Raw genomic sequence first — 19,215 nt, 5'->3', positions numbered from 1 at the left:
AGGTGTTGTTGTGACTATTGATCCCAATACAGGGGTGTATACCTATACACCACCACCAGGATTTACGGGAGATGATAGTTTTGAGTACACGATATGCGACAATGGCACACCACAATTGTGTGACACAGCGGTGGTTGTTATCACAGTATCACCAGACAATGGCAACATTACGGTAGCCAATGATGATGCTTATCATGCTAATAATTGTGCAGGTATTACAGGTAATGTACTAGATAATGATACAGATCCAGAGGGCGATACCCAAACGGTGAATACGGTCCCTGTTGATGATGTGAATAATGGTACTTTGGTATTAAACGCTGATGGTACATTTACTTACACACCAAACGCTGGTTTTACAGGAACAGATAGTTTTGTTTATAGCGTATGCGATAGTGGTACACCACAAGCGTGTGATCAGGCAACGGTTTACATTACTTTAATTGACTCAACTCCGCCAAATATTGACAACTGTGATATCAGTGATCAAGTTATTGAGTGTAGTGGAAGTGATAATGAATCTATAATTGAGGCTTGGAATGATGCTAATATAGCTTTACTTGAAGCATGTGCTCAAGATGGTTGTAATACGGATTTAACGGGACAGGTTACATCAGATTATGATTTCACAAATTTTGAAACGACATGTGGTTTAAGTGGTAATATTACAATAACATATACTATTACAGATGGAAGTGGTAACATTACAACTGTTCAAGCGACATTAACAATTGAAGATACTACGGCACCGGAAGTAACTAATTGTGATGTATCCGATATGACTTTAGATTGTACATTAAATGATGCGAAAGATATTGCTAATCAGTGGAATCTTGACAATATAGAAACACTTGAAAATTGTGCAACTGATGGTTGTAGTCTAGATCCAATGGTAACAGTGACTTCAGATTATGATTTTGACAATCTAACTTCAGGACAGTTACCAGTAATTTATACAATTGCTGACACTTGTGGAAATGAAGCGACAGTAGAATTAATGCTAACACTTCAAAATACGGGTGTTACTTCAAGCAATATTAGTCTATGTGTAGAAAGCGAAGTTGAATCTCAAATATTTAATTTATTCAATCTATTAGATGGAAACTACAATACAGGAGGTACATGGGAGGTTGTTTTAGGTGATGGAACCATTATAGACGACAACTTCTTTGACCCGAAAAGTGTAAATCTTAATGGCGAAAATGCTTCAGAACTTATAACGTTTAGTTATACCGAATCAGATTCTGATTGTCCAACTTATATTGAAGCAACAATTGAAGTGCATAATCGATGTGGAGTATTAGCTTGTGATATAGACAACCTTGAAATTTCAATTGTTGTAACACCAAATGGAGATGCCCATAATGAGTACTTTACAGTTACCGGAATAGAAGATTGTGATTTTATAGTGGATGTTAAGATTGTTAATAGATGGGGAACCATAATATACGAATCACATGACTATAAAAATAACTGGAACGCTTTATCACATAGATCCTCTGTAGGACCAGCAGGTCAAGTACCAACTGGCACATATTACTACGTAGTAACATTAATTAATAGTGGATTAGAAAACCCAATCGTAGGTCCAATGTTTATTGGAACTAAATAAAATGTAAGTTATGAAGATCATTAAAAATAATTTTGTCTTATTGATATTATTGACTGGGTCGATAGCTTTTGCACAGCAATTGCCTCAATTCACACAATATATGTTCAATACCATTTCGATAAATCCAGCATATGCTGGTAGTAGAGAAACACTTTCGGTTGTAGGACTGCACAGGAGCCAATGGGTTGGAGTTTCTAGAGGGCCAACAACACAAACTTTATCTGCTCATTCTCCATTAAGAAATGAGAATATGGGTTTAGGGTTTTCATTTATAAATGATAAGTTAGGATTTGAAAAATTCAATTACGCTTATGTAGATTTTTCATATACAATCCATACAAGTCAAAACACTAAACTTTCATTTGGGCTTAAAGGAGGCTTTACACATTACCAACTTGATGATGTTTTCCTAAATAACACCCAAGTTACAAGCGATCCATTTTTTGGAAATTACGCTAACAAATGGAACCCTAATGTTGGTGTCGGGTTACTTCTTCATACTGATAAATGGTATATGGGTTTATCAGCTCCCCGGATTTTAAATACAGATTTAAATTTAACGGAGGGGAATGCTAACGTTGAGTATGTAGCGCTAGAACGTATTAATTATTATTTTACAGGAGGATATGTTTTTGATTTAAGTGAAAATACTAAACTAAAACCTTCATTTTTGGTAAAAGGAACAAATGGAGCACCAATTTCTTTTGATTTGAATGCTAATTTCTTATTCAATGAAAAATTTTGGTTAGGAGGTTCATATAGATATAACGAAAACACAGCCTCTATAGGAGCCATAGCAGATTTTCAAGTTTCAAGAGATATTAGAATAGGTTATGCCTATGACCATTACATTTCGGAAGTACGTCCATATTTTGGAGGAACTCACGAAGTATTACTAATTTTTGAAGCCTTTAATGAAAAACGTAAAAAATCTCCAAGATATTTTTAAAATGAGCCTTATGAAAAAAATAATACTATTAACATTTGTTTTAATCTGCAGTTTGTCAGTAAGTGCTCAAAAGGTTAAAACAGCCGATAAGTTATATAGAAACTTCGCATATTTAGAAGCTGCTGAGTTATATAAAGAAGCTCTTGCAAAGAATGATAGTTCCGCACACCTATTAACAAGGATAGGTGATTGTTACTACAAGAATGTACAATTGAACGAAGCTTTAAAATGGTACGCTAAAGCCGCCGAAAAAATAGAAGATGTTAATCCGAAGTTTATGTATAATTACATTCAAACTTTAAGAGGTGTAGGCAATAACGCGTTAGCTGATGAATGGTTAGAACGATTTAAAAACTACACACCTTACGATAGTTTGATTTTAAACTCAAAATTTACGCATGTTAAAGGTGTTGAAACAGCAAACCCTTTGCTGAAATTAATCAATCTTAATTCTAACACGTCCTTTTCAGATTTTGGTGGATTTGAAGACGCTAATGGAAATTTTTACTTTTCATCTTCTGTGAGTACTGATCTTAAATCTGAGGAAAATTCAAATCAGATTTACGACTGGAATGAGGAGCCGTATTTAAAAATATATCAATCGAAAATTTCTAAATCCAATGATACAGCAGAGGTTAGCAATCAGGAGTTAATTGTTTCAGATTCTATTAGCGCCGTATCTAATCATCAAGGAACCCTTGCCATTACTAAAGACGGAAAGACTTTGTATTATACTGGAAGTAATGTAAGAAAGAAAAATGTACCTGTTTATGACCGAAAAGGTACTAATAATTTAAAGATATATAGAGCAACATTAATTAATGGAAAATGGAGTAATTTAACAGACCTATCTATTAATAACAAATCGTATTCTACAGGTCACCCTACGTTGAGTCCGGATGAAAAAACATTGTATTTTGTTTCTGATAAAGAAGGTGGTTATGGTCAAACCGATTTATATAAGGTTGCTATTAATAATGATGGTTCTCTGGGTGTACCCGTAAATCTTGGTCAGCGTATTAATACTGCTGGAAGAGAGATGTTTCCTTTTGTTGCTAAAGATTCAACACTTTACTTTTCGTCTGATGGATATTTTAATAATAACTTCGGTCTTTTAGATATCTATAAATCTGATTTGCTTAAAAAAGGTATTGCTGATGAAGTAATTATTGAAAACCTTGGACCCATTTTTAATAGTGGGTATGATGATTTTGCTTTTTTTACCAATGATGATGAAAAATCAGGGTATTTATCATCAAACCGACCTGATGGAAAAGGAAGTGATGATATATACGCTTTTATTACTGAAAAATGCTTGCAGAGTATAGCTGGTGTAACCTATGATGTACTAACTAATGTTGCAATATCTGGTGTAAAAGTTCAGTTATTTGATGATGAAGGAAACGAGTTGGATGTAACGACATCTAGTGAAGACGGTATATATATATTTGAAAATATAGACTGCGAAAAAACATATAAATTAATAGGAAGCAAAATTAGACATGAATCTGATAGTAAAGAAGTTATAACTACCAATATACCTGATGATGAAATTAAAGCAGATTTATATTTAACACCATTTGATATCAATATCAATCCAATTTATTTTGATTATGACAAATCTTTCATCAGACCAGATGCTGCTGAAGAGTTAGATAGGGTGGTTCAAGTAATGAATGATTATCCAAAAATGATTATTAAAATTGAATCTCATACTGATAGTAGAGGTAGAGATGCTTATAATTTAGCGTTATCCAACAGACGTGCAAAATCAACTAGAGATTATATAATGTCTCAAGGGATTGATTCGAGTAGAATAGAAAGTGCTATTGGTTATGGTGAAACACAATTAATAAATCGCTGTACTAATGAGTTTAGAAATATTTGCTCAGAAGAAGAACATCAATTAAACAGGCGTTCTCGTTTTATTATAGTAAATTTTGATACGTTTAGATAATTAGATAAATAAAAAAACCCATCACATTTGTGATGGGTTTTTTTATTTGATTAGGACAATTATTATCCTACTGTAGCACGTTTAAAACCAGTAATTTTAACATCTCCATAAGAAGAAACGTATTTTGCTACACTTATTTTTTCATCTTTAATGAAATTTTGGTCTAACAAACATTTTTCTTGATCAAGCGTTGTGTTATCTGAAATGAAACGCTCCATTTTTCCTGGTAAAATTCTATCCCAAATTTGTTCTGGCTTACCTTCAGCTTTTAATTCAGCCTTAGCAGCTTCTTCAGCTTGTGCTAATACCTCTGGAGTTAATTGAGCCATAGAAATATATTTAGGAACATTTTTTAATGTTTTACCTAATCGAACTAATTCTTCGTTTTCTTTTTCAATTACTGCAATTCTAGCCTCAGTTTCTGAAGCCACAAATGCAGGGTCAAAATCTTTATAAGATAATGTAGTTGCTCCCATAGAAGCTACTTGCATTGCAACATCTTTAACTAAAGTTTCAGCGTTGGTTACTTTGGCAGATAAACCTACTAACGCAGCAATTTTGTTAATATGAACATAAGCACCAACAAAAGGAGCTTCTAATTTTTCAAAAGCAGTAATGTCTAGTTTCTCACCAATAACACCAGTTTGCTCAACTAATTTTTCAGCAACTGTAATCCCACCAAAATCTGCTGCTAAAAATTCTTCTTTAGTGTTGTAGTTTAATGCTAAATCAGCCAACTCGTTTGCTAGAGCTACAAAGTTTTCATTTTTACCAACAAAGTCAGTTTCACAACCTAAAACAATAGCAACACCTTCAGTTTCAGATTCATTTATTTTTGCAATAGCAGCACCTTCTGAAGAGTCTCTGTCGGCTCTTTTTTCAGCTACTTTTTGTCCTTTTTTACGTAAAACTTCAATAGCTTTATCAAAATCTCCACCAGCTTCAACTAAAGCTTTTTTACAATCCATCATGCCCGCACCAGTAGCTTGTCTTAATTTGTTTACTTCTGCTGCTGTAATTTTTACTGTAGATTCCATAGTATCCTTTAAAATTTAAAAAAGTCGTTCAATAAATTTTCTCTAAAGAAAAGAATTAAACGACTTATTTATGTTTTGTTAATTTTGTTTATTCTTCTTCTTCTGTTGCAACAGCTGCTTTTTTAGCTGGAGCTTTTTTAGCTTTAGGAACACCATTTTCAGAGGCGTCTTTTTCAGCTTTACGTTCAGCTAAACCTTCTGCTATCGCTGATGTAACATGAGCTAAAATTTTATCAATTGATTTAGAAGCGTCATCATTTGCAGGGATTACATAATCAACTTGACGTGGGTCTGAGTTGGTATCAACCATAGCAAAAATTGGAATGTTTAATTTTTGAGCTTCTTTAATCGCGATATGCTCACGCTTAATATCTACAACAAATAAAGCACCTGGTAAACGCGTCATGTCGCTAATAGAACCTAAGTTTTTTTCTAACTTAGCTCTTAAACGATCTACTTGTAAACGTTCTTTTTTAGATAATGTATTAAAGGTACCATCTTTCTTCATTCTATCAATAGAAGCCATTTTTTTAACAGCTTTTCTAATAGTAACAAAGTTAGTTAACATACCACCTGGCCATCTTTCAGTAATGTAAGGCATGTTAATTGCACCTGCTTTTTCAGCAACAATATCTTTTGCTTGCTTTTTTGTTGCAACAAATAAAATTTTACGACCAGAGGCTGCAATTTTTGCTAATGCATTTCCGGCTTCTTCAATTTTAGCTGCTGTTTTGTAAAGGTTTATGATATGGATGCCGTTACGCTCCATATATACGTAAGGAGCCATATTTGGATCCCATTTGCGTGTTAGGTGACCGAAGTGTACACCTGCTTCAAGTAATTCTTTTACTTCTACTGCCATGTTTTTAATAGTTTACGTTCTGTTGAATTAGCAATGTTCCATTTGGCTTTTTTAGCTCTTGGCTTCATTTAGATGCTAAACTAAATCCTGTTTTTACACTAGGACAACAATAACTTGTTTAAATTTATTTATTATCATTTGAAATTCATTTTGAAAGATGCTTCGACTGCGCTCAGCATGACATCTATAATAAACTTCGGAAAACGGATATTAACGTTTCGAGAACTGGAATTTCTTACGAGCTTTCTTCTGTCCGAATTTTTTACGCTCTACCATTCTTGGGTCTCTTGTTAATAAACCTTCTGGTTTAAGTGTTAATCTGTTTTCAGCATCAACTTCGCACATTGCACGAGAAATTGCTAAACGAACAGCTTCTGCTTGCCCAGTAATACCACCTCCATATACATTTACTGTAATATCAAAGTTGCTGTCATTGTTAGTCAAAACTAAAGGTTGTTTTACTTTGTACTGTAAAGTAGCAGTAGTAAAATAATTAGCTAAGTCTTTTTTATTAATCGTAATGTTTCCTTTTCCTTTAGAAACATAAGCACGAGCAACAGCCGTTTTTCTACGGCCAATTTTGTGAATTACATCCATTATTTGAATTCGTTTAAGTTAATTGCTTTTGGCTTTTGTGCAGCATGTGCATGCTCTGAACCAACAACAACTGTTAGATTACGGAATAAATCTGCACCTAATTTGTTTTTAGGTAACATTCCTTTAACTGATTTTTCTACTACTCTTGATGGATCTTTTCCAAACAATTCTGTAGCAGTTAAACTTTTTTGACCTCCAGGATATCCAGTGTGACGAATGTACGTTTTGTCGTTCCATTTGTTTCCAGATAAGTTGATTTTTTCAGCATTAATAACAATTACGTTATCGCCGCAATCAACATGAGGTGTGAAGTTTGGCTTGTGTTTACCTCTTAAAAGTTTTGCAACTTTAGAAGCTAAACGACCAAGCGTCTGACCTTCAGCATCAACCAAAACCCACTCCTTATTTACAGTAGCTTTGTTTGCTGAAATCGTTTTGTAGCTTAATGTGTCCACACTTATATTTTTTTCTTATTAAACATTCCTCTCTCAAAAAGAGTTTGCAAATTTACGATTATATATTTGATTACCAAATAGTGAAGTAAGATTATTTCACGTAAATTTTAAGGTGTTGCATTAATTGTTAAAAAGGTAAGAAAAACAGGTAAGCATTTAAACATCAAAAAAGCCCTATTGCACCAAAAAATGGTGCATTTTTTTATTTATTATACATATATATTATTAGCAACTACATATTGTAGACACCGCCATTAATATCGAGCGTAGCACCTGTAATAAAACCATCGTATTCAGAGGCCAAAAATAAAACCGCTCGAGCCACATCATCTGCGTTACCTGCACGTTGGATAGGAATGCCCGCTATAGTAGCAGCCGCAGACTCTTTTGTGGTATGCGTGTTATGAAATGAAGTTCCTAGGATAAGGCCTGGAGCAACGGCGTTAACCCTTATACCCTGAGGTCCTAATTCTGAAGAGAGGGCTCTCGTAAATGTTAAGATAGCGCCTTTACTAGTAGAATAGACCAATGACCCTGGATGACCTCCTTTACGTCCAGCAAGTGATGCTAAATTAACCATACTACTGTTTGTATTTTTTGCTAGATATGGAGCTGCTGCTCGCGTTACAAACATCATTGATGTTAGGTTGATGTCCATAACCTTGTGCCAGAAGTCTGCTTCCATTTCGTTCAACATTTTACGTGCAACCAGCGAACCTGCGTTGTTAATCAATATATCCAAGCCACCAAGCGCTTCTACTGTTTTTTCAACTACTTTATTAGCATCGGCTTCTTTAGTTAAGTCACCACTTAAAGCAATGGCTTTCTGTCCTTTACTTGTAGCATATTTAACCAAGTGATTTGCAGTATCAGCGCTGGAAAAATAATGAATAGCAACATGGGCTCCACTATCAATAAAGTGTTTTGTGATTGATTCACCAATGCCTTGAGCGCCTGCTGTAATTAGCACGTTTTTACCAGTTAACTTATTATTTTTCATGTTATGTGTATAAGATTATTTGAATGTTTTAAGCGACTAATTTAGCAAACAAAAACGTGCTATAGAAAATTCTGAAGGAAATTTACAAATAAGCAATTACCAAAGCAATGAATTATGCTGGTTGTTTTGCTTTCATTATTTTTGGTTGATTTAAATCAATTCTATTGTATCAATTATTAGTTTAAAGTTTTCATCTTTTTTATTACCAATCAAAAACACAATTTGCTCAATATAATCATGTGAAAAATTGGGAGTATTAAGTCGTCTTCCACGAAATGAAGGATACATGTCTTTCAAAGTTATTTCGACGTTTTGCCATTCATTTGTTGTTGAAAATGTAGTGATATAGGAATAATAATCAGTTGAATTATTTTTAACTCTAAACTGATAATCTTTACCATCACCTTTTAGTCTAATTTTTATTTTAGCGTATTTTGTGACTTTAGTTTTTTCGAACTGATATTGAACTGATGAGAAACCACCATTGTTCGCTAAAGATACATGTCCTTCAAAAACTCCGAATCCATCAGAGTTATGTTTAAACTGACTTGTTGATCTTCCACCCATTACCACATCGTCAATAACATTCCAATCTTGAATGTTTGCGTCTTTATTAAAATCAAAGATAATTTTAGAATTCATTCCTTGTAATAAAATTAGTATGCTTATAAAATATTTCATTATTCAATTATATTTTTGTTTAACTATTTATATGTAAAATTAAACAAAATTGATTTAATGCAATGATTTAAACAAAACTATTTTAGAAAAATCAATAAGAATTTATCATTGGTTACCAGTAGTGTTTTACAATTCCTCTACGAGTTGAATATTATTTCCGCAGGTATCATTAAAAACAGCAACTTTTACAGTCCCCATTTCAGTTGGTTTCATACTGAATTTGACATCAAGGTTTATTAATCGTTCGTATTCTGCGTCAACATTGTCAACATCAAACTGGGTATATGGATATCCCGCATCCAACAGTGCATCCTGATAGACTTTACAAGGTTCAAAGTGATTGGGACCTGGTTCCAATAACAGCTCTGGTCCATCCTCCCATTCTGCTGAAACTAAGGTCAACCATCGATTTCCACCTCCTAATGGGATGTCTTTCTTTTTTAAGAACCCTAATTTTTCGGTATAAAAGTTCAAAGCTTTTTCTTGGTCTCTAACAGGAATACTTATTAGTGTTACTTTCATCTTTAAGTTTTTAATTGATTTGTCATTATGTTGGTTTTTTTAAAATGTTGCCAACCTCTTGCATGGAGATTTTCTCAAATTGACATCACTTTTTCAATTTGGCAACTTCTATCGGAATGAATTTTGGAAGATAACTTGGAACACAATTTTTTGCTACCATTTCATCTTTGTAAAGACCCGTTTCTTCTCCTATCAAAATACATCTATCACGATATTGTTCTTGCCATTTTCCAATTTGACCAGCCGTATAATTCATGGCCCACTGTACTTCAGGCTCTTCTTTCATTAAGTTTTTCTCAATTAAATCTAACAGCTCTTCAGTATTAGTTTGGTTGGTATTTCCCATCCATCTTAACCTTGCTTGATAATACCAAAATACTCTCCTTTGTAATTTAGAAGGACTGTTTTCCCAAGATTCTATTAGCGAAATTATCTTTTTGTCTTTAGATAATTGATTTGCCATTAACCAATCCATCAAATTATTTCGCTCATCAAATTCGTGTTTCTGAATATCATTGTCAAGTTGGTCAATAACTTCTTGATTTAGAAGTTTTTTATCCATTATTAGGATGGCTAACTGACGAGGCAAAAACTCTTTAGTTGACCAAAGTTCCATAGCTAAAGCATGGTCTTTTTTTATCTCTATTGCGATTTTTCTCAAGTCACCCAACTTGGTTGTTTCCTTATCGATTGCGCTATATATTTTTTGTGCTTTTGAAGAAAGTTCCATTTTGTTTTAAATTATGAACGTGTTTGTATATGGCTCGTTGTGTGCTTAAACACCTAATTTAACAAATAAAAACCGAATAGAAAATCCGCGAGGATTTTCGTAAGCAGGCTCGTACCAAGCAATTAATTATACACGTTGTTGTGTGCAGTTTTTATTCAGATATTCTTTTCTTCAAATCCATTCTTTCGTGCAATATTCTTGTTATTTCAACATAATTTTCATTCAAAGTTCTATAGAATATTATATGTCGATTTACATTTATTCCGAGAAGTTGTTTTGATATTCCTTTGTAGAATTTCCCTGTTTCTGGGTTTTCAGCAATTTCTTGACAATTAGAAATAAGTTCATCGTAATATTTGTCAGCTTGTTTTTCCGACCAAACCTCAAAGGTATAATCCCAAATCTTTGATAAATCCTCAACAGCTTTATTGGTCAACTTATATTCAGCCATTTGAGCGCTTTTTCGCTTTTAGAGATTCAAGATGCTTTTTTGGGTCAAAGTCGTGAGCTATTCCGCTGTCAATTCCTTCTTGAATAGCCTTTTTCAATGCAATTACTTTACTTTCTTCTTCTTCTAAAAGTCTTAATCCTGCACGAATAACTTCGCTAACGTTCTTAAATCTTCCTTCCCTTATGCTATTTTGCACAAATTGGTCAAAATAATTTCCAAGTGATATAGATGTGTTTTTGTTCATTTGAGTACTAATTTATATCAAATATACCAAAAATTGGTATAATAACCAAATTCCCCAAATCGCATACAACGTGTTTGTGTATGGTTAGTTGCGTGTTTCAGCAACTAATTTAGCAAACAAAATTGAACGCGAGAAAATTCCGAAGGAATTTTCCAAATAAGCACTTGCCAAAGCAATTAATTATACACGTTGTTGTAAATAGTTTTTTCTTTCCGCTATTAATTCCGTTAACTTATTCAGTTTTATTTGGACAATTTTTTCCCAATCAGTTTTGTCAAATTCCAACGTAGTGAATTTTTTTAGACTCCGATACATTGGTAAAATCACAGAATTAAAATCTCCGTTAAATTCATATATCTGGTTTTGAACTTTTGACTCGTCACTTTCTAAAATCGAAAGTTTTATTAAATTTCTAATTGGTGTCAATTTGAAAAAATAGATGTCAGGTTCCAAATTCCATTGAAATTCAGTTTCTGCACCTTTTAGGCACAAAATCAGCGCATCGCACATTTTGTCCGTTGGATTTTCATGAATATTTGAAATAACAAATTCCAATTCAAAGTCGGAAATTTTTAAGTTAGTTGGTAACCAACCATCTTTAGGGATTCCAAAGGTTAATTGTAGTTTGCTCATTAATTTTAATATTTAAGATCCTTCATAAATATCAAAATTAGGATAAAAAGCTGCAATTGCAAACCAAAAACTTACAACAGAGGTTGCACCTTTTAATTTTTGTCCTTTTCTGCTACCAGAAACCACTTCGCCAAAAACGGACCATTTATTACCTTCATGATCTCTAAAAAACGCATTTTCTTCACCGTTAAATTCATACTCAAAATCAAAATCTTTAAAAGCCGCAGAAAGCTCGAAACCATATATGAGTTTTGAATTGCCAACAATTAAATAATCTTTATTATTAAACGAGGTTTTAATGACTTTTCCGTTTTCGAAGGATGAAAATTTAAACACTTTTGAGTTGGTGCCTTCAGTTAAGGCATACACACGTTGTTTACTTGGTAAAGCATCACTAGAAGGCGTAGCAGGGAATAAAAACCAATCGTGATTGGTTTTGTAATTACCATAAGGATAGTCTCCATAAAAACGATTAAATCCAGTATTAACACTTAAAACTTCTGTGTTCGGATACAATTCACGCCATGTTTTCCAGTTTGTTTCTACCACATTAATCAGGGTTGGTTTTTCACCTATTAAAGCACCATTCACACATTCTAAGCGCATTTGAGACCAATAACTATCGGTATTTCTATCGTATAAAATAAGATTGGAATTATATATTAATCCAGAAACACCAAAGGTTGTGTTTTTGCCTCCGGAGTTTGCTTCCCAACCATAGGCAGTTCCGGTTAACGGACAATACGAAACGGTTAAACTGCCATGGTTTACTATTTCGTGCCAGTCCAGAACTACATGAGGGAGCGCATTAGGGATGCCTTTAAAAATAGTGCCTACAACTAAGTCGTCATCCTTTAAAGTTACGGGTTTACTAGGGTCGTTATTCAAATAGCCTAAAACCAAATTATTATTGTAATAAGTACCATTACTTATATTGAAGAATTGTGGGTTATCTACCGAAGGGATACCATCTTTACCAGGGCCACCATCTCTAACATCTTCTTTGGGTATTAACCATGCATTTGGGTTACTACCACCGCCGTTATTGTTAGGTGGGTTATCGCCCGAATTTTGAGGCTCATTAAACGAATCATTGTCTCCGCTTCCGGAGCATGATATGATTAAAAAAGCAAATAATAATGCGATATATTTTTTCATAGCTACTTTAGTTTATAGTTATTGTTTTAGGCTTTGGATTTAATGTAAATAGAAGACCACTTGTTAGCCTGTAGGTTGGTGTTAATTGGGTACCATCAACATTATTGTAAATTGGAATTTCGGCTTTTGCAGAAAACCTCAAGTTTGATGTTAAATTATATGATATGTTGGGAATAACCGATAACCAATTGCCGCCAGTGTTATCTAAATTAAAACCGTTTATAACATCTTGATTGGCGTCTCTGTATTTGAAAGAAATGCTTGGAGTTATGAATGTTTTAAAAATGGGGAAAACATCTGAAAAATTAAGAAATGCTTGAAATTCATTTCCAAATTTATAGGTAGAATCGCTAAAGTAAGTTTTGTTGGTGCCTGTGCTTCGATATATAATTCGTGTTGAAATAATAAATGATGGTCTGAAATTAAAACTTTTTGAAGCTAATGACCAATAAATGGCGTCCCAAGCATTACTTCCGGGTTGTAAATCGGCATTTAATACAATGCCCTGAGAATTAGTTTCGGTTGTAGACCCTAAAGGTATTTTAGCACCAACACCAAAGGCTATGTTGGAGTTTTTGCCAATAAGGTCCGGAAAATTATATTTAAGTAGTAAAACAGCATCGCCAATGCCGGAAGATTGATCTAAATTTTCGTTTCCGAATTGTGAAATTTTGCGTCTTTGATTGACCCAAGTAAATAGTCCTTCAACAGAAAGATTATCCAAAATAGCATAACTAGTATTTAATAAAACCGAATGCGTAATGCGTAATCTTGAATCGTCGTTCAAGTTTTCGGTTCCATTATTTAAAGTGTTTAGGTAATTGTAATCATAGTACAATCCCACTTGAAAAGTGCCCTTTTCTAGAATAGGTAAACCTAAATTATTTGAAAGCGGAATACCACCAGAGCAACAAGTTTGAGCGTTAATGGTAGTAGTATAAAACACACTTAATACAAAGATAACGCCTTTATAACTCATGGTAATTTGTTAGTAGTTATAAAAGGGAGTCGTAAATTATGCTTAATCCTTACTAATTTTAACTTTTGGGGTGTTGTTAATAATTGAAAATATTAATGCGCTTCCAACCAATCGTTTCCAACGCCTAAATCAACATCTAAAGGAACTTCAAGTTTATAAGCATTTTCCATTTCAGATTTCACCAAGGTTTTGATGGTTTCTAGCTCAGGTTTATGTACATCAAAAACCAACTCATCATGCACTTGTAAAAGCATTTTGGATTTAAAACTTCCTTCTTCGAGCTTTTTATGTATGTTAATCATAGCTATTTTTATAATATCTGCAGCACTTCCTTGTATAGGAGCATTTACAGCATTACGTTCCGCGGCACCGCGCACCACAGCATTACGCGAGTTAATATCTTTTAAATAACGACGACGCCCTAACACCGTTTGCACGTAGCCATTATCTCTTGCAAAATCTACTTGTTCACTTATAAAGTTTCGCAATTTTGGGTAGGTAGCGTAATAGGTATCAATAAGTTCTTTTGATTCACTACGTGATAAATCGGTTTGATTGCTTAATCCGAAAGCAGAAACGCCGTAGATAATACCAAAGTTAACAGTTTTTGCATTGCTTCGCTGTTCGCGTGTTACTTCATTTATTGGCACATTAAAAACTTTAGAAGCCGTAGAGGCATGAATATCTTCACCATTTTTAAAAGCAGTAATCATAGTTTCTTCTTCACTTAAAGCCGCAATAATACGAAGCTCTATTTGAGAATAATCGGCAGCCAACAAAATATAATCGTCGTTTCTTGGGATAAATGCTTTTCGCACTTGTCGCCCTCTTTCCGTTCTTATAGGGATATTTTGTAGGTTTGGATTATTACTACTTAAACGTCCCGTGGCGGCCACCGTTTGCATATAATCAGTATGAACATGACCTGTACTTGGTTCCACCTGTGTTGGTAAAGCATCTACATAGGTGCTCTTCAATTTTGTAAGCCCACGATAGTCTAAAATATGCTGAATAATCTCATGATCTTTAGCTAAATAACTTAAAATATCTTCAGAGGTTGCGTATTGACCTGTTTTGGTTTTTTTAGGCTTATCAACCAATTTCATTTTATCAAACAAAATATCACCCAATTGTTTCGGCGAAGCAATGTTGAATTCTTCACCAGCTTCAGCGTAAATTTTGGTTTCTAAATTTTTAATGTCTTTATCAAGTTGTTCTGATAGGGAGTTTAGGAAATTCTCGTCCAAGTTGATGCCTTCCAATTCCATATCAGCAAGCACTCGTAATAAAGGAATTTCAATTTCATCAAATAGTTTTTGGGTATTGGCCTCACCTAACTCTTTTTCAAAATGCTCTTTTAATTGAAGTGTAATATCTGCATCTTCAACAGCATATTCTGTCTGTTTATCCAATGGAACATCACGCATAGAGAGTTGATTTTTTCCTTTTTTTCCAATGAGGGTTTCAATAGAAATAGGCGTGTAATTTAAATACGTTTCAGCCAACACATCCATATTATGACGCATATCGGGATTGATTAAGTAATGCGCTAACATAGTATCGAACAACTTACCTTTAACGGTTAGATTATATTTCCGAAGTACTTTAATATCATACTTTAAATTCTGACCAATTTTTTCGATGTTTTCACTCTCAAAAAATGGGCGTAATTGTTCAATTAATTCTTGAGCTTCTTCTTTGTTTTCAGGAAAAGGCAAATAAAAACCCTTACCTGCTTCCCATGAAAAAGCAATACCAACCAATTCTGCTGAAATAGGGTCGATACCTGTGGTTTCAGTATCAAAACAAACACTGGTTTGCTTCATTAAGTTTTGGATAAACAGTTTAGTTGCTATTCCGGGAGTGATACTTTGGTAAAAATGTGACGTAGTTTCTGCTGTTTTTCTGGAGTCTTGATTTGTAACAATAACATCTTCATTTCCTTGAGCATCGAATAGTGAAAATTGTCCTGCACCAGCAGAAGGTTTCGGTGCTTTGGTAGTTTTTTCAGGCGTTTTTGAAGGTGTTTCTGGGGCGTTGTTTTCATTAGAAGTTGCTTCTACTGAAAAGGTTTTTTGAAAATTAGCAAGCAGTTGTCTGAATTCTAATTCCTGAAATATTTCTGTTACTTTTTCAATATCGGGATGATCTAATTCAAAATCTTTGGCATCAAAAACCACAGGAACATCCAACATGATGGTGGCTAATTTTTTTGAAAGTAAACCAAGCTCTTTTGCAGCTTCAACTTTTTCTTTCATTTTACCTTTAAGTTCATGAGTATTGGCTAAAAGATTTTCCATACTACCATATTCGGCAAGAAATTTTTTAGCTGTTTTTTCACCTACACCAGGTAATCCAGGAATGTTATCACTGGAGTCTCCCATCATACCTAAAAAGTCAATAACCTGAAGCGGATCGTCCACTTCAAATTTTTTCTTAACCTCTTCTATACCCCAAGTTTCGTAACCGCCTCCAAACACCGGGCGATACATAAAAATATTCTCCGAAACTAATTGTGCAAAGTCCTTATCAGGTGTTACCATAAAAGTTTTGTAACCCTCTTTTTCGGCTTGTTTAGAGAGCGTTCCTATAACATCATCAGCTTCAAAGCCTTCTTTAACCATAATGGGTATATGCATCGCTCTTAGAATTTGTTCAATGTAAGGGACTGCAATTTTTATGGCTTCAGGCGTGGCATCTCTATTGGCTTTATAGGCCTCAAACATTTCAACTCTATCAGTACTTCCACCTTTATCAAAACAAACAGCTAAATGGTCGGGGCGTTCACGTTTTATAACATCTAAAAGGGAGTTCATAAAACCCATAATTGCGGAGGTATCAACTCCTTTTGAGTTGATTCTTGGGTTTTTAATAAAAGCGTAATATCCACGAAAAATTAGTGCGTAAGCATCTACTAAAAAAAGACGTTTTTGATCAGACATTTTGTAAAATTTGATAGAAAACCAAAGCTACAAAAAGTTATGCGTAATTAACAGCATATGCGGTTTGGTTTTTCACAAATAAAACCTTAACAATTAGTTAAATAAAATCAACTTATTTAATATTAAATTTGATTACTGCTATCTTTGAGCAAAAAAGGAGTATGCTACGTTGGATAATTTTTTTAATCATTTTTGGAATATTGGATTTATATGCATTTCAAGCATTTAAAACGGTTACAAAAAATGGTTTGCTTTACACTATATATTGGATAATAACAGCGCTTGTTATTGGTAATTTTGTATTTCATTATTTTGGTTTTAGTAGAAGAGATGGATTTTCTCATGCCCATGCTTACGCTTTCGGATTTTTCTTAGCGATTTTAATTCCTAAAATGATTTTGCTAATTGGCATGTTTGCTGAAGATGTTTTTAGAGTTCCACAAGCGGCTTATCGATATTTTACCGAGGGCGAATCGGCCAAAGGCAATTACTTTGCATCTAGAAGGCAGTTTATAAGCAAACTTGCTTTGGGAGTTGCCGCTATTCCTTTTGCATCCATACTATATGGCATTTATAAAGGAAAATATAACTATAAAGTATTAAAATACACCATGTATTTTGAAGACTTACCAAAGGCTTTTGATGGATATAAACTTACCCAAATTAGCGATATACATTCGGGAAGTTTTGATAATATAGATAAGGTTAAGTACGCTGTAAACTTAATAAACGAGCAACAAAGTGATGTGATATTATTTACGGGAGATATTGTAAATAATAAAACCGATGAGTTAATTCCGTACGTGGATGTGTTTAATAAATTAAAAGCTAAAGATGGTTTATACTCTGTTTTAGGGAATCATGATTATGGCGATTATGTTACTTGGGAAACGGAAGAAGCAAAGCATCAAAATTTAGAGCATTTAAAGACTCTACAAAAAGATATTGGTTTTGATTTGCTGTTAAACGAGAGTAGATATTTGGAAAAGGATGGCGAACGCATAGCACTAATTGGTGTTGAAAATTGGGGCGTTGGTGGCTTTAAAAAAGCAGGTGACTTGAAAAAAGCATCGAGTAAAATTAATAAGGACGATTTTAAAATACTGTTAAGTCACGACCCATCTCATTGGGAACGGGAAGTCATTAAAGACGACTATCATTATCATTTAACATTAAGTGGTCATACACACGGTATGCAGTTTGGGATAGAAATACCAGGTTGGTTTAAATGGAGCCCCGTAAAATGGCGCTATAAATATTGGGCAGGTATCTATAAAGAAATGGGGCAATATATAAATGTGAATCGGGGTTTTGGGTATTTAGCATTTCCAGGACGTGTTGGGATATGGCCAGAAATTACAGTTATTGAACTTAAAAAAGGTACTAGTATAGCATAATTCAATGGAAATGTTATATTTGTAATAGGATGTTTGAACTAAAACATTAAGATATGTCAAAATTTGGGGAACTTATAGATGTAGACATTCCTGTTTTATTAGACTTTTATACAGAATGGAATGATCAATCTGAGGCTATGCATCTTGTGTTGCGAGATGTTGCAGCGGCTCTAGGAGACAAAGCTAAAGTAATTAAGATAGATGTAGATAAAAATGAGGAATTAGCGGAAGCTTTACGAGTTAAAACCTTACCAACCTTAATTATTTATAAAGATGGCGAAATGAAATGGCGTCAAAGTGGTGAGCAAGACGCTAATACCCTAATAAGTATTGTTCAGCAATATGTTTAATTTTCTTTGCTGTTTAAGATATTGTATTAAACCTAAATCCTTTTTCACTAAAATATTCTAACACCTTTGGTAATGCGTATTGCATATTCTGTGAAGCTTTTACGCTGTCATGAAACACAATAATACTCCCTTGTTTTGCCTTTGAAATTACATTATTAAAACATGTTTCTTTGGTTACAGTTTTATCCCAATCAAATGACAAAACATCCCACATAATAATTTTGTAACCTAGATCGATTAAGTCTTTACCTTGCTTGGGTGTAATTTGCCCGTAAGGTGCTCGAAATAAAGTGTTGAGATTTGCTTTTGGATTGTGGGCTTGAAGAACAGACTCACATAATTCAATATTATTTAAATAGTCTTTTCTTTTAGTTTTCCAGCCTTTGATATGGTTTTGAGTATGATTTCCAACAGAATGTCCTTCACTCAATATTTTTTGAAAAATTTCAGGATGCTTTTCTATATTTTTTCCAATGCAAAAAAAAGTAGCCTTAGCATTATACTGATTTAAAATATCTAAAGTCCAATTGGTGATGTCTGGTGTTGGGCCATCATCAAAAGTTAAATATATAACCTTTTCAGTAGTTGGTAAATCCCAAACATAATTTGGGAATAGTTTTTTTGCAACTAGAGGTGTTTTTATGGGTGTAAAGGTCATG

At 33.7% G+C, this 19,215-nt stretch carries 20 protein-coding genes; 5 read left to right on the top strand and 15 right to left on the bottom strand.

Annotated elements, in window-relative coordinates; all coding sequences use genetic code 11:
* The 3 genes from L3X39_RS01535 to L3X39_RS01525 form a co-directional block, all read left to right on the top strand.
* Positions 1–1,612, top strand: a 1,612-nt coding sequence (locus tag L3X39_RS01535) for a cadherin-like domain-containing protein (RefSeq protein WP_237229663.1), incomplete at its 5' end; no start/stop codon positions are given.
* A gap of 10 nt (positions 1,613–1,622) precedes the next feature.
* Positions 1,623–2,561 (top strand): PorP/SprF family type IX secretion system membrane protein, encoded by a 939-nt coding sequence (locus tag L3X39_RS01530; RefSeq protein ID WP_237229662.1) that lies wholly within the window; start codon positions 1,623–1,625, stop codon positions 2,559–2,561.
* 10 nt (positions 2,562–2,571) lie between these two features.
* Entirely contained in the window at positions 2,572–4,518 is a 1,947-nt protein-coding gene (locus L3X39_RS01525; RefSeq protein WP_237229661.1) for an OmpA family protein, read from the top strand.
* Positions 4,519–4,580: 62 nt separating this feature from the next.
* On the opposite strand, the gene tsf is transcribed toward L3X39_RS01525, so the two are convergent.
* From tsf to polA, 14 genes are all read right to left on the bottom strand, one after another.
* Positions 4,581–5,555, bottom strand: coding sequence for a translation elongation factor Ts (gene tsf, locus L3X39_RS01520; RefSeq protein ID WP_237229660.1), 975 nt, complete (start codon positions 5,553–5,555; stop codon positions 4,581–4,583).
* 88 nt (positions 5,556–5,643) lie between these two features.
* Entirely contained in the window at positions 5,644–6,417 is a 774-nt protein-coding gene (gene rpsB, locus L3X39_RS01515) for a 30S ribosomal protein S2 (protein ID WP_237229659.1), read from the bottom strand.
* A 210-nt stretch (positions 6,418–6,627) separates the two neighbouring features.
* Positions 6,628–7,014, bottom strand: a complete 387-nt coding sequence (gene rpsI, locus L3X39_RS01510) for a 30S ribosomal protein S9 (RefSeq protein ID WP_237229658.1) — start codon at positions 7,012–7,014, stop codon at positions 6,628–6,630.
* Positions 7,014–7,469 carry a 50S ribosomal protein L13 gene (rplM, locus tag L3X39_RS01505; protein ID WP_237229657.1) on the bottom strand — a complete coding sequence of 152 codons (456 nt, stop codon included), beginning with the start codon at positions 7,467–7,469 and terminating at the stop codon, positions 7,014–7,016. The genes rpsI and rplM overlap by 1 nt, the downstream gene beginning before the upstream one ends.
* Positions 7,470–7,701: 232 nt before the next feature.
* The gene (locus L3X39_RS01500; protein WP_237229656.1) at positions 7,702–8,469 is read right to left on the bottom strand and encodes an SDR family NAD(P)-dependent oxidoreductase; all 768 of its coding nucleotides are present in this window, start codon (positions 8,467–8,469) and stop codon (positions 7,702–7,704) included.
* Between the two features lie 150 nt (positions 8,470–8,619).
* Positions 8,620–9,150, bottom strand: coding sequence for a CIA30 family protein (locus L3X39_RS01495; RefSeq protein WP_237229655.1), 531 nt, complete (start codon positions 9,148–9,150; stop codon positions 8,620–8,622).
* Positions 9,151–9,276: 126 nt separating this feature from the next.
* Positions 9,277–9,672, bottom strand: a complete 396-nt coding sequence (locus tag L3X39_RS01490; RefSeq protein ID WP_237229654.1) for a VOC family protein — start codon at positions 9,670–9,672, stop codon at positions 9,277–9,279.
* Positions 9,673–9,757: 85 nt separating this feature from the next.
* Positions 9,758–10,402 carry a DNA alkylation repair protein gene (locus L3X39_RS01485; RefSeq protein ID WP_237229653.1) on the bottom strand — a complete coding sequence of 215 codons (645 nt, stop codon included), beginning with the start codon at positions 10,400–10,402 and terminating at the stop codon, positions 9,758–9,760.
* 151 nt (positions 10,403–10,553) lie between these two features.
* Positions 10,554–10,853 carry a type II toxin-antitoxin system RelE/ParE family toxin gene (locus tag L3X39_RS01480; protein WP_237229651.1) on the bottom strand — a complete coding sequence of 100 codons (300 nt, stop codon included), beginning with the start codon at positions 10,851–10,853 and terminating at the stop codon, positions 10,554–10,556.
* Entirely contained in the window at positions 10,846–11,097 is a 252-nt protein-coding gene (locus L3X39_RS01475) for a type II toxin-antitoxin system ParD family antitoxin (protein WP_237229648.1), read from the bottom strand. Before L3X39_RS01475 ends, L3X39_RS01480 begins: the two co-directional genes overlap by 8 nt.
* Before the next feature lie 180 nt (positions 11,098–11,277).
* Entirely contained in the window at positions 11,278–11,730 is a 453-nt protein-coding gene (locus tag L3X39_RS01470; RefSeq protein ID WP_237229645.1) for a hypothetical protein, read from the bottom strand.
* Positions 11,731–11,742: 12 nt separating this feature from the next.
* On the bottom strand, positions 11,743–12,888 hold the full coding sequence (locus L3X39_RS01465) for a DUF3179 domain-containing protein (RefSeq protein WP_237229644.1): 1,146 nt from the start codon (positions 12,886–12,888) through the stop codon (positions 11,743–11,745).
* Positions 12,889–12,895: 7 nt separating this feature from the next.
* Positions 12,896–13,867 carry a transporter gene (locus L3X39_RS01460; RefSeq protein WP_237229636.1) on the bottom strand — a complete coding sequence of 324 codons (972 nt, stop codon included), beginning with the start codon at positions 13,865–13,867 and terminating at the stop codon, positions 12,896–12,898.
* 92 nt (positions 13,868–13,959) lie between these two features.
* Positions 13,960–16,809 carry a DNA polymerase I gene (polA, locus tag L3X39_RS01455; RefSeq protein ID WP_237229634.1) on the bottom strand — a complete coding sequence of 950 codons (2,850 nt, stop codon included), beginning with the start codon at positions 16,807–16,809 and terminating at the stop codon, positions 13,960–13,962.
* Between the two features lie 161 nt (positions 16,810–16,970).
* On the opposite strand from polA, the gene L3X39_RS01450 reads away from it, so the two are divergent.
* Together L3X39_RS01450 and L3X39_RS01445 are read left to right on the top strand one after the other, a co-directional pair.
* Positions 16,971–18,206: a metallophosphoesterase gene (locus L3X39_RS01450; RefSeq protein WP_237229632.1), complete on the top strand. Its 1,236-nt coding sequence runs from the start codon at positions 16,971–16,973 to the stop codon at positions 18,204–18,206.
* A 53-nt stretch (positions 18,207–18,259) separates the two neighbouring features.
* The gene (locus L3X39_RS01445) at positions 18,260–18,556 is read left to right on the top strand and encodes a thioredoxin family protein (RefSeq protein WP_237229631.1); all 297 of its coding nucleotides are present in this window, start codon (positions 18,260–18,262) and stop codon (positions 18,554–18,556) included.
* A gap of 13 nt (positions 18,557–18,569) precedes the next feature.
* Here the strand turns inward: L3X39_RS01445 and L3X39_RS01440 are convergent, their stop codons facing one another.
* Positions 18,570–19,214, bottom strand: coding sequence for a polysaccharide deacetylase family protein (locus L3X39_RS01440; protein ID WP_237229630.1), 645 nt, complete (start codon positions 19,212–19,214; stop codon positions 18,570–18,572).
* Position 19,215 lies beyond the last annotated feature (1 nt).

Origin of the sequence: Flaviramulus multivorans (assembly GCF_021728415.1) — a bacterium.
GTDB classification, from domain to species: domain Bacteria; phylum Bacteroidota; class Bacteroidia; order Flavobacteriales; family Flavobacteriaceae; genus Sabulilitoribacter; species Sabulilitoribacter multivorans.
The sequence above is the reverse complement of the archived record's forward strand: the minus strand, read 5'-3'. Positions and strand labels throughout refer to the sequence as shown.

Excerpts from the sequence above, each read along its gene's own strand:
- L3X39_RS01440 (WP_237229630.1), bottom strand. The coding sequence starts at position 19,214 with ATGACCTTTACACCCATAAAAACACCTCTAGTTGCAAAAAAACTATTC.
- tsf (WP_237229660.1), bottom strand. The coding sequence starts at position 5,555 with ATGGAATCTACAGTAAAAATTACAGCAGCAGAAGTAAACAAATTAAGA.
- L3X39_RS01480 (WP_237229651.1), bottom strand. The coding sequence starts at position 10,853 with ATGGCTGAATATAAGTTGACCAATAAAGCTGTTGAGGATTTATCAAAG.
- L3X39_RS01525 (WP_237229661.1), top strand. The coding sequence starts at position 2,572 with ATGAAAAAAATAATACTATTAACATTTGTTTTAATCTGCAGTTTGTCA.
- L3X39_RS01465 (WP_237229644.1), bottom strand. The coding sequence starts at position 12,888 with ATGAAAAAATATATCGCATTATTATTTGCTTTTTTAATCATATCATGC.
- L3X39_RS01500 (WP_237229656.1), bottom strand. The coding sequence starts at position 8,469 with ATGAAAAATAATAAGTTAACTGGTAAAAACGTGCTAATTACAGCAGGC.
- L3X39_RS01530 (WP_237229662.1), top strand. The coding sequence starts at position 1,623 with ATGAAGATCATTAAAAATAATTTTGTCTTATTGATATTATTGACTGGG.
- L3X39_RS01485 (WP_237229653.1), bottom strand. The coding sequence starts at position 10,402 with ATGGAACTTTCTTCAAAAGCACAAAAAATATATAGCGCAATCGATAAG.
- L3X39_RS01475 (WP_237229648.1), bottom strand. The coding sequence starts at position 11,097 with ATGAACAAAAACACATCTATATCACTTGGAAATTATTTTGACCAATTT.
- L3X39_RS01460 (WP_237229636.1), bottom strand. The coding sequence starts at position 13,867 with ATGAGTTATAAAGGCGTTATCTTTGTATTAAGTGTGTTTTATACTACT.
- L3X39_RS01470 (WP_237229645.1), bottom strand. The coding sequence starts at position 11,730 with ATGAGCAAACTACAATTAACCTTTGGAATCCCTAAAGATGGTTGGTTA.
- polA (WP_237229634.1), bottom strand. The coding sequence starts at position 16,809 with ATGTCTGATCAAAAACGTCTTTTTTTAGTAGATGCTTACGCACTAATT.
- L3X39_RS01445 (WP_237229631.1), top strand. The coding sequence starts at position 18,260 with ATGTCAAAATTTGGGGAACTTATAGATGTAGACATTCCTGTTTTATTA.
- L3X39_RS01490 (WP_237229654.1), bottom strand. The coding sequence starts at position 9,672 with ATGAAAGTAACACTAATAAGTATTCCTGTTAGAGACCAAGAAAAAGCT.
- rpsB (WP_237229659.1), bottom strand. The coding sequence starts at position 6,417 with ATGGCAGTAGAAGTAAAAGAATTACTTGAAGCAGGTGTACACTTCGGT.
- L3X39_RS01450 (WP_237229632.1), top strand. The coding sequence starts at position 16,971 with ATGCTACGTTGGATAATTTTTTTAATCATTTTTGGAATATTGGATTTA.
- L3X39_RS01495 (WP_237229655.1), bottom strand. The coding sequence starts at position 9,150 with ATGAAATATTTTATAAGCATACTAATTTTATTACAAGGAATGAATTCT.
- rpsI (WP_237229658.1), bottom strand. The coding sequence starts at position 7,014 with ATGGATGTAATTCACAAAATTGGCCGTAGAAAAACGGCTGTTGCTCGT.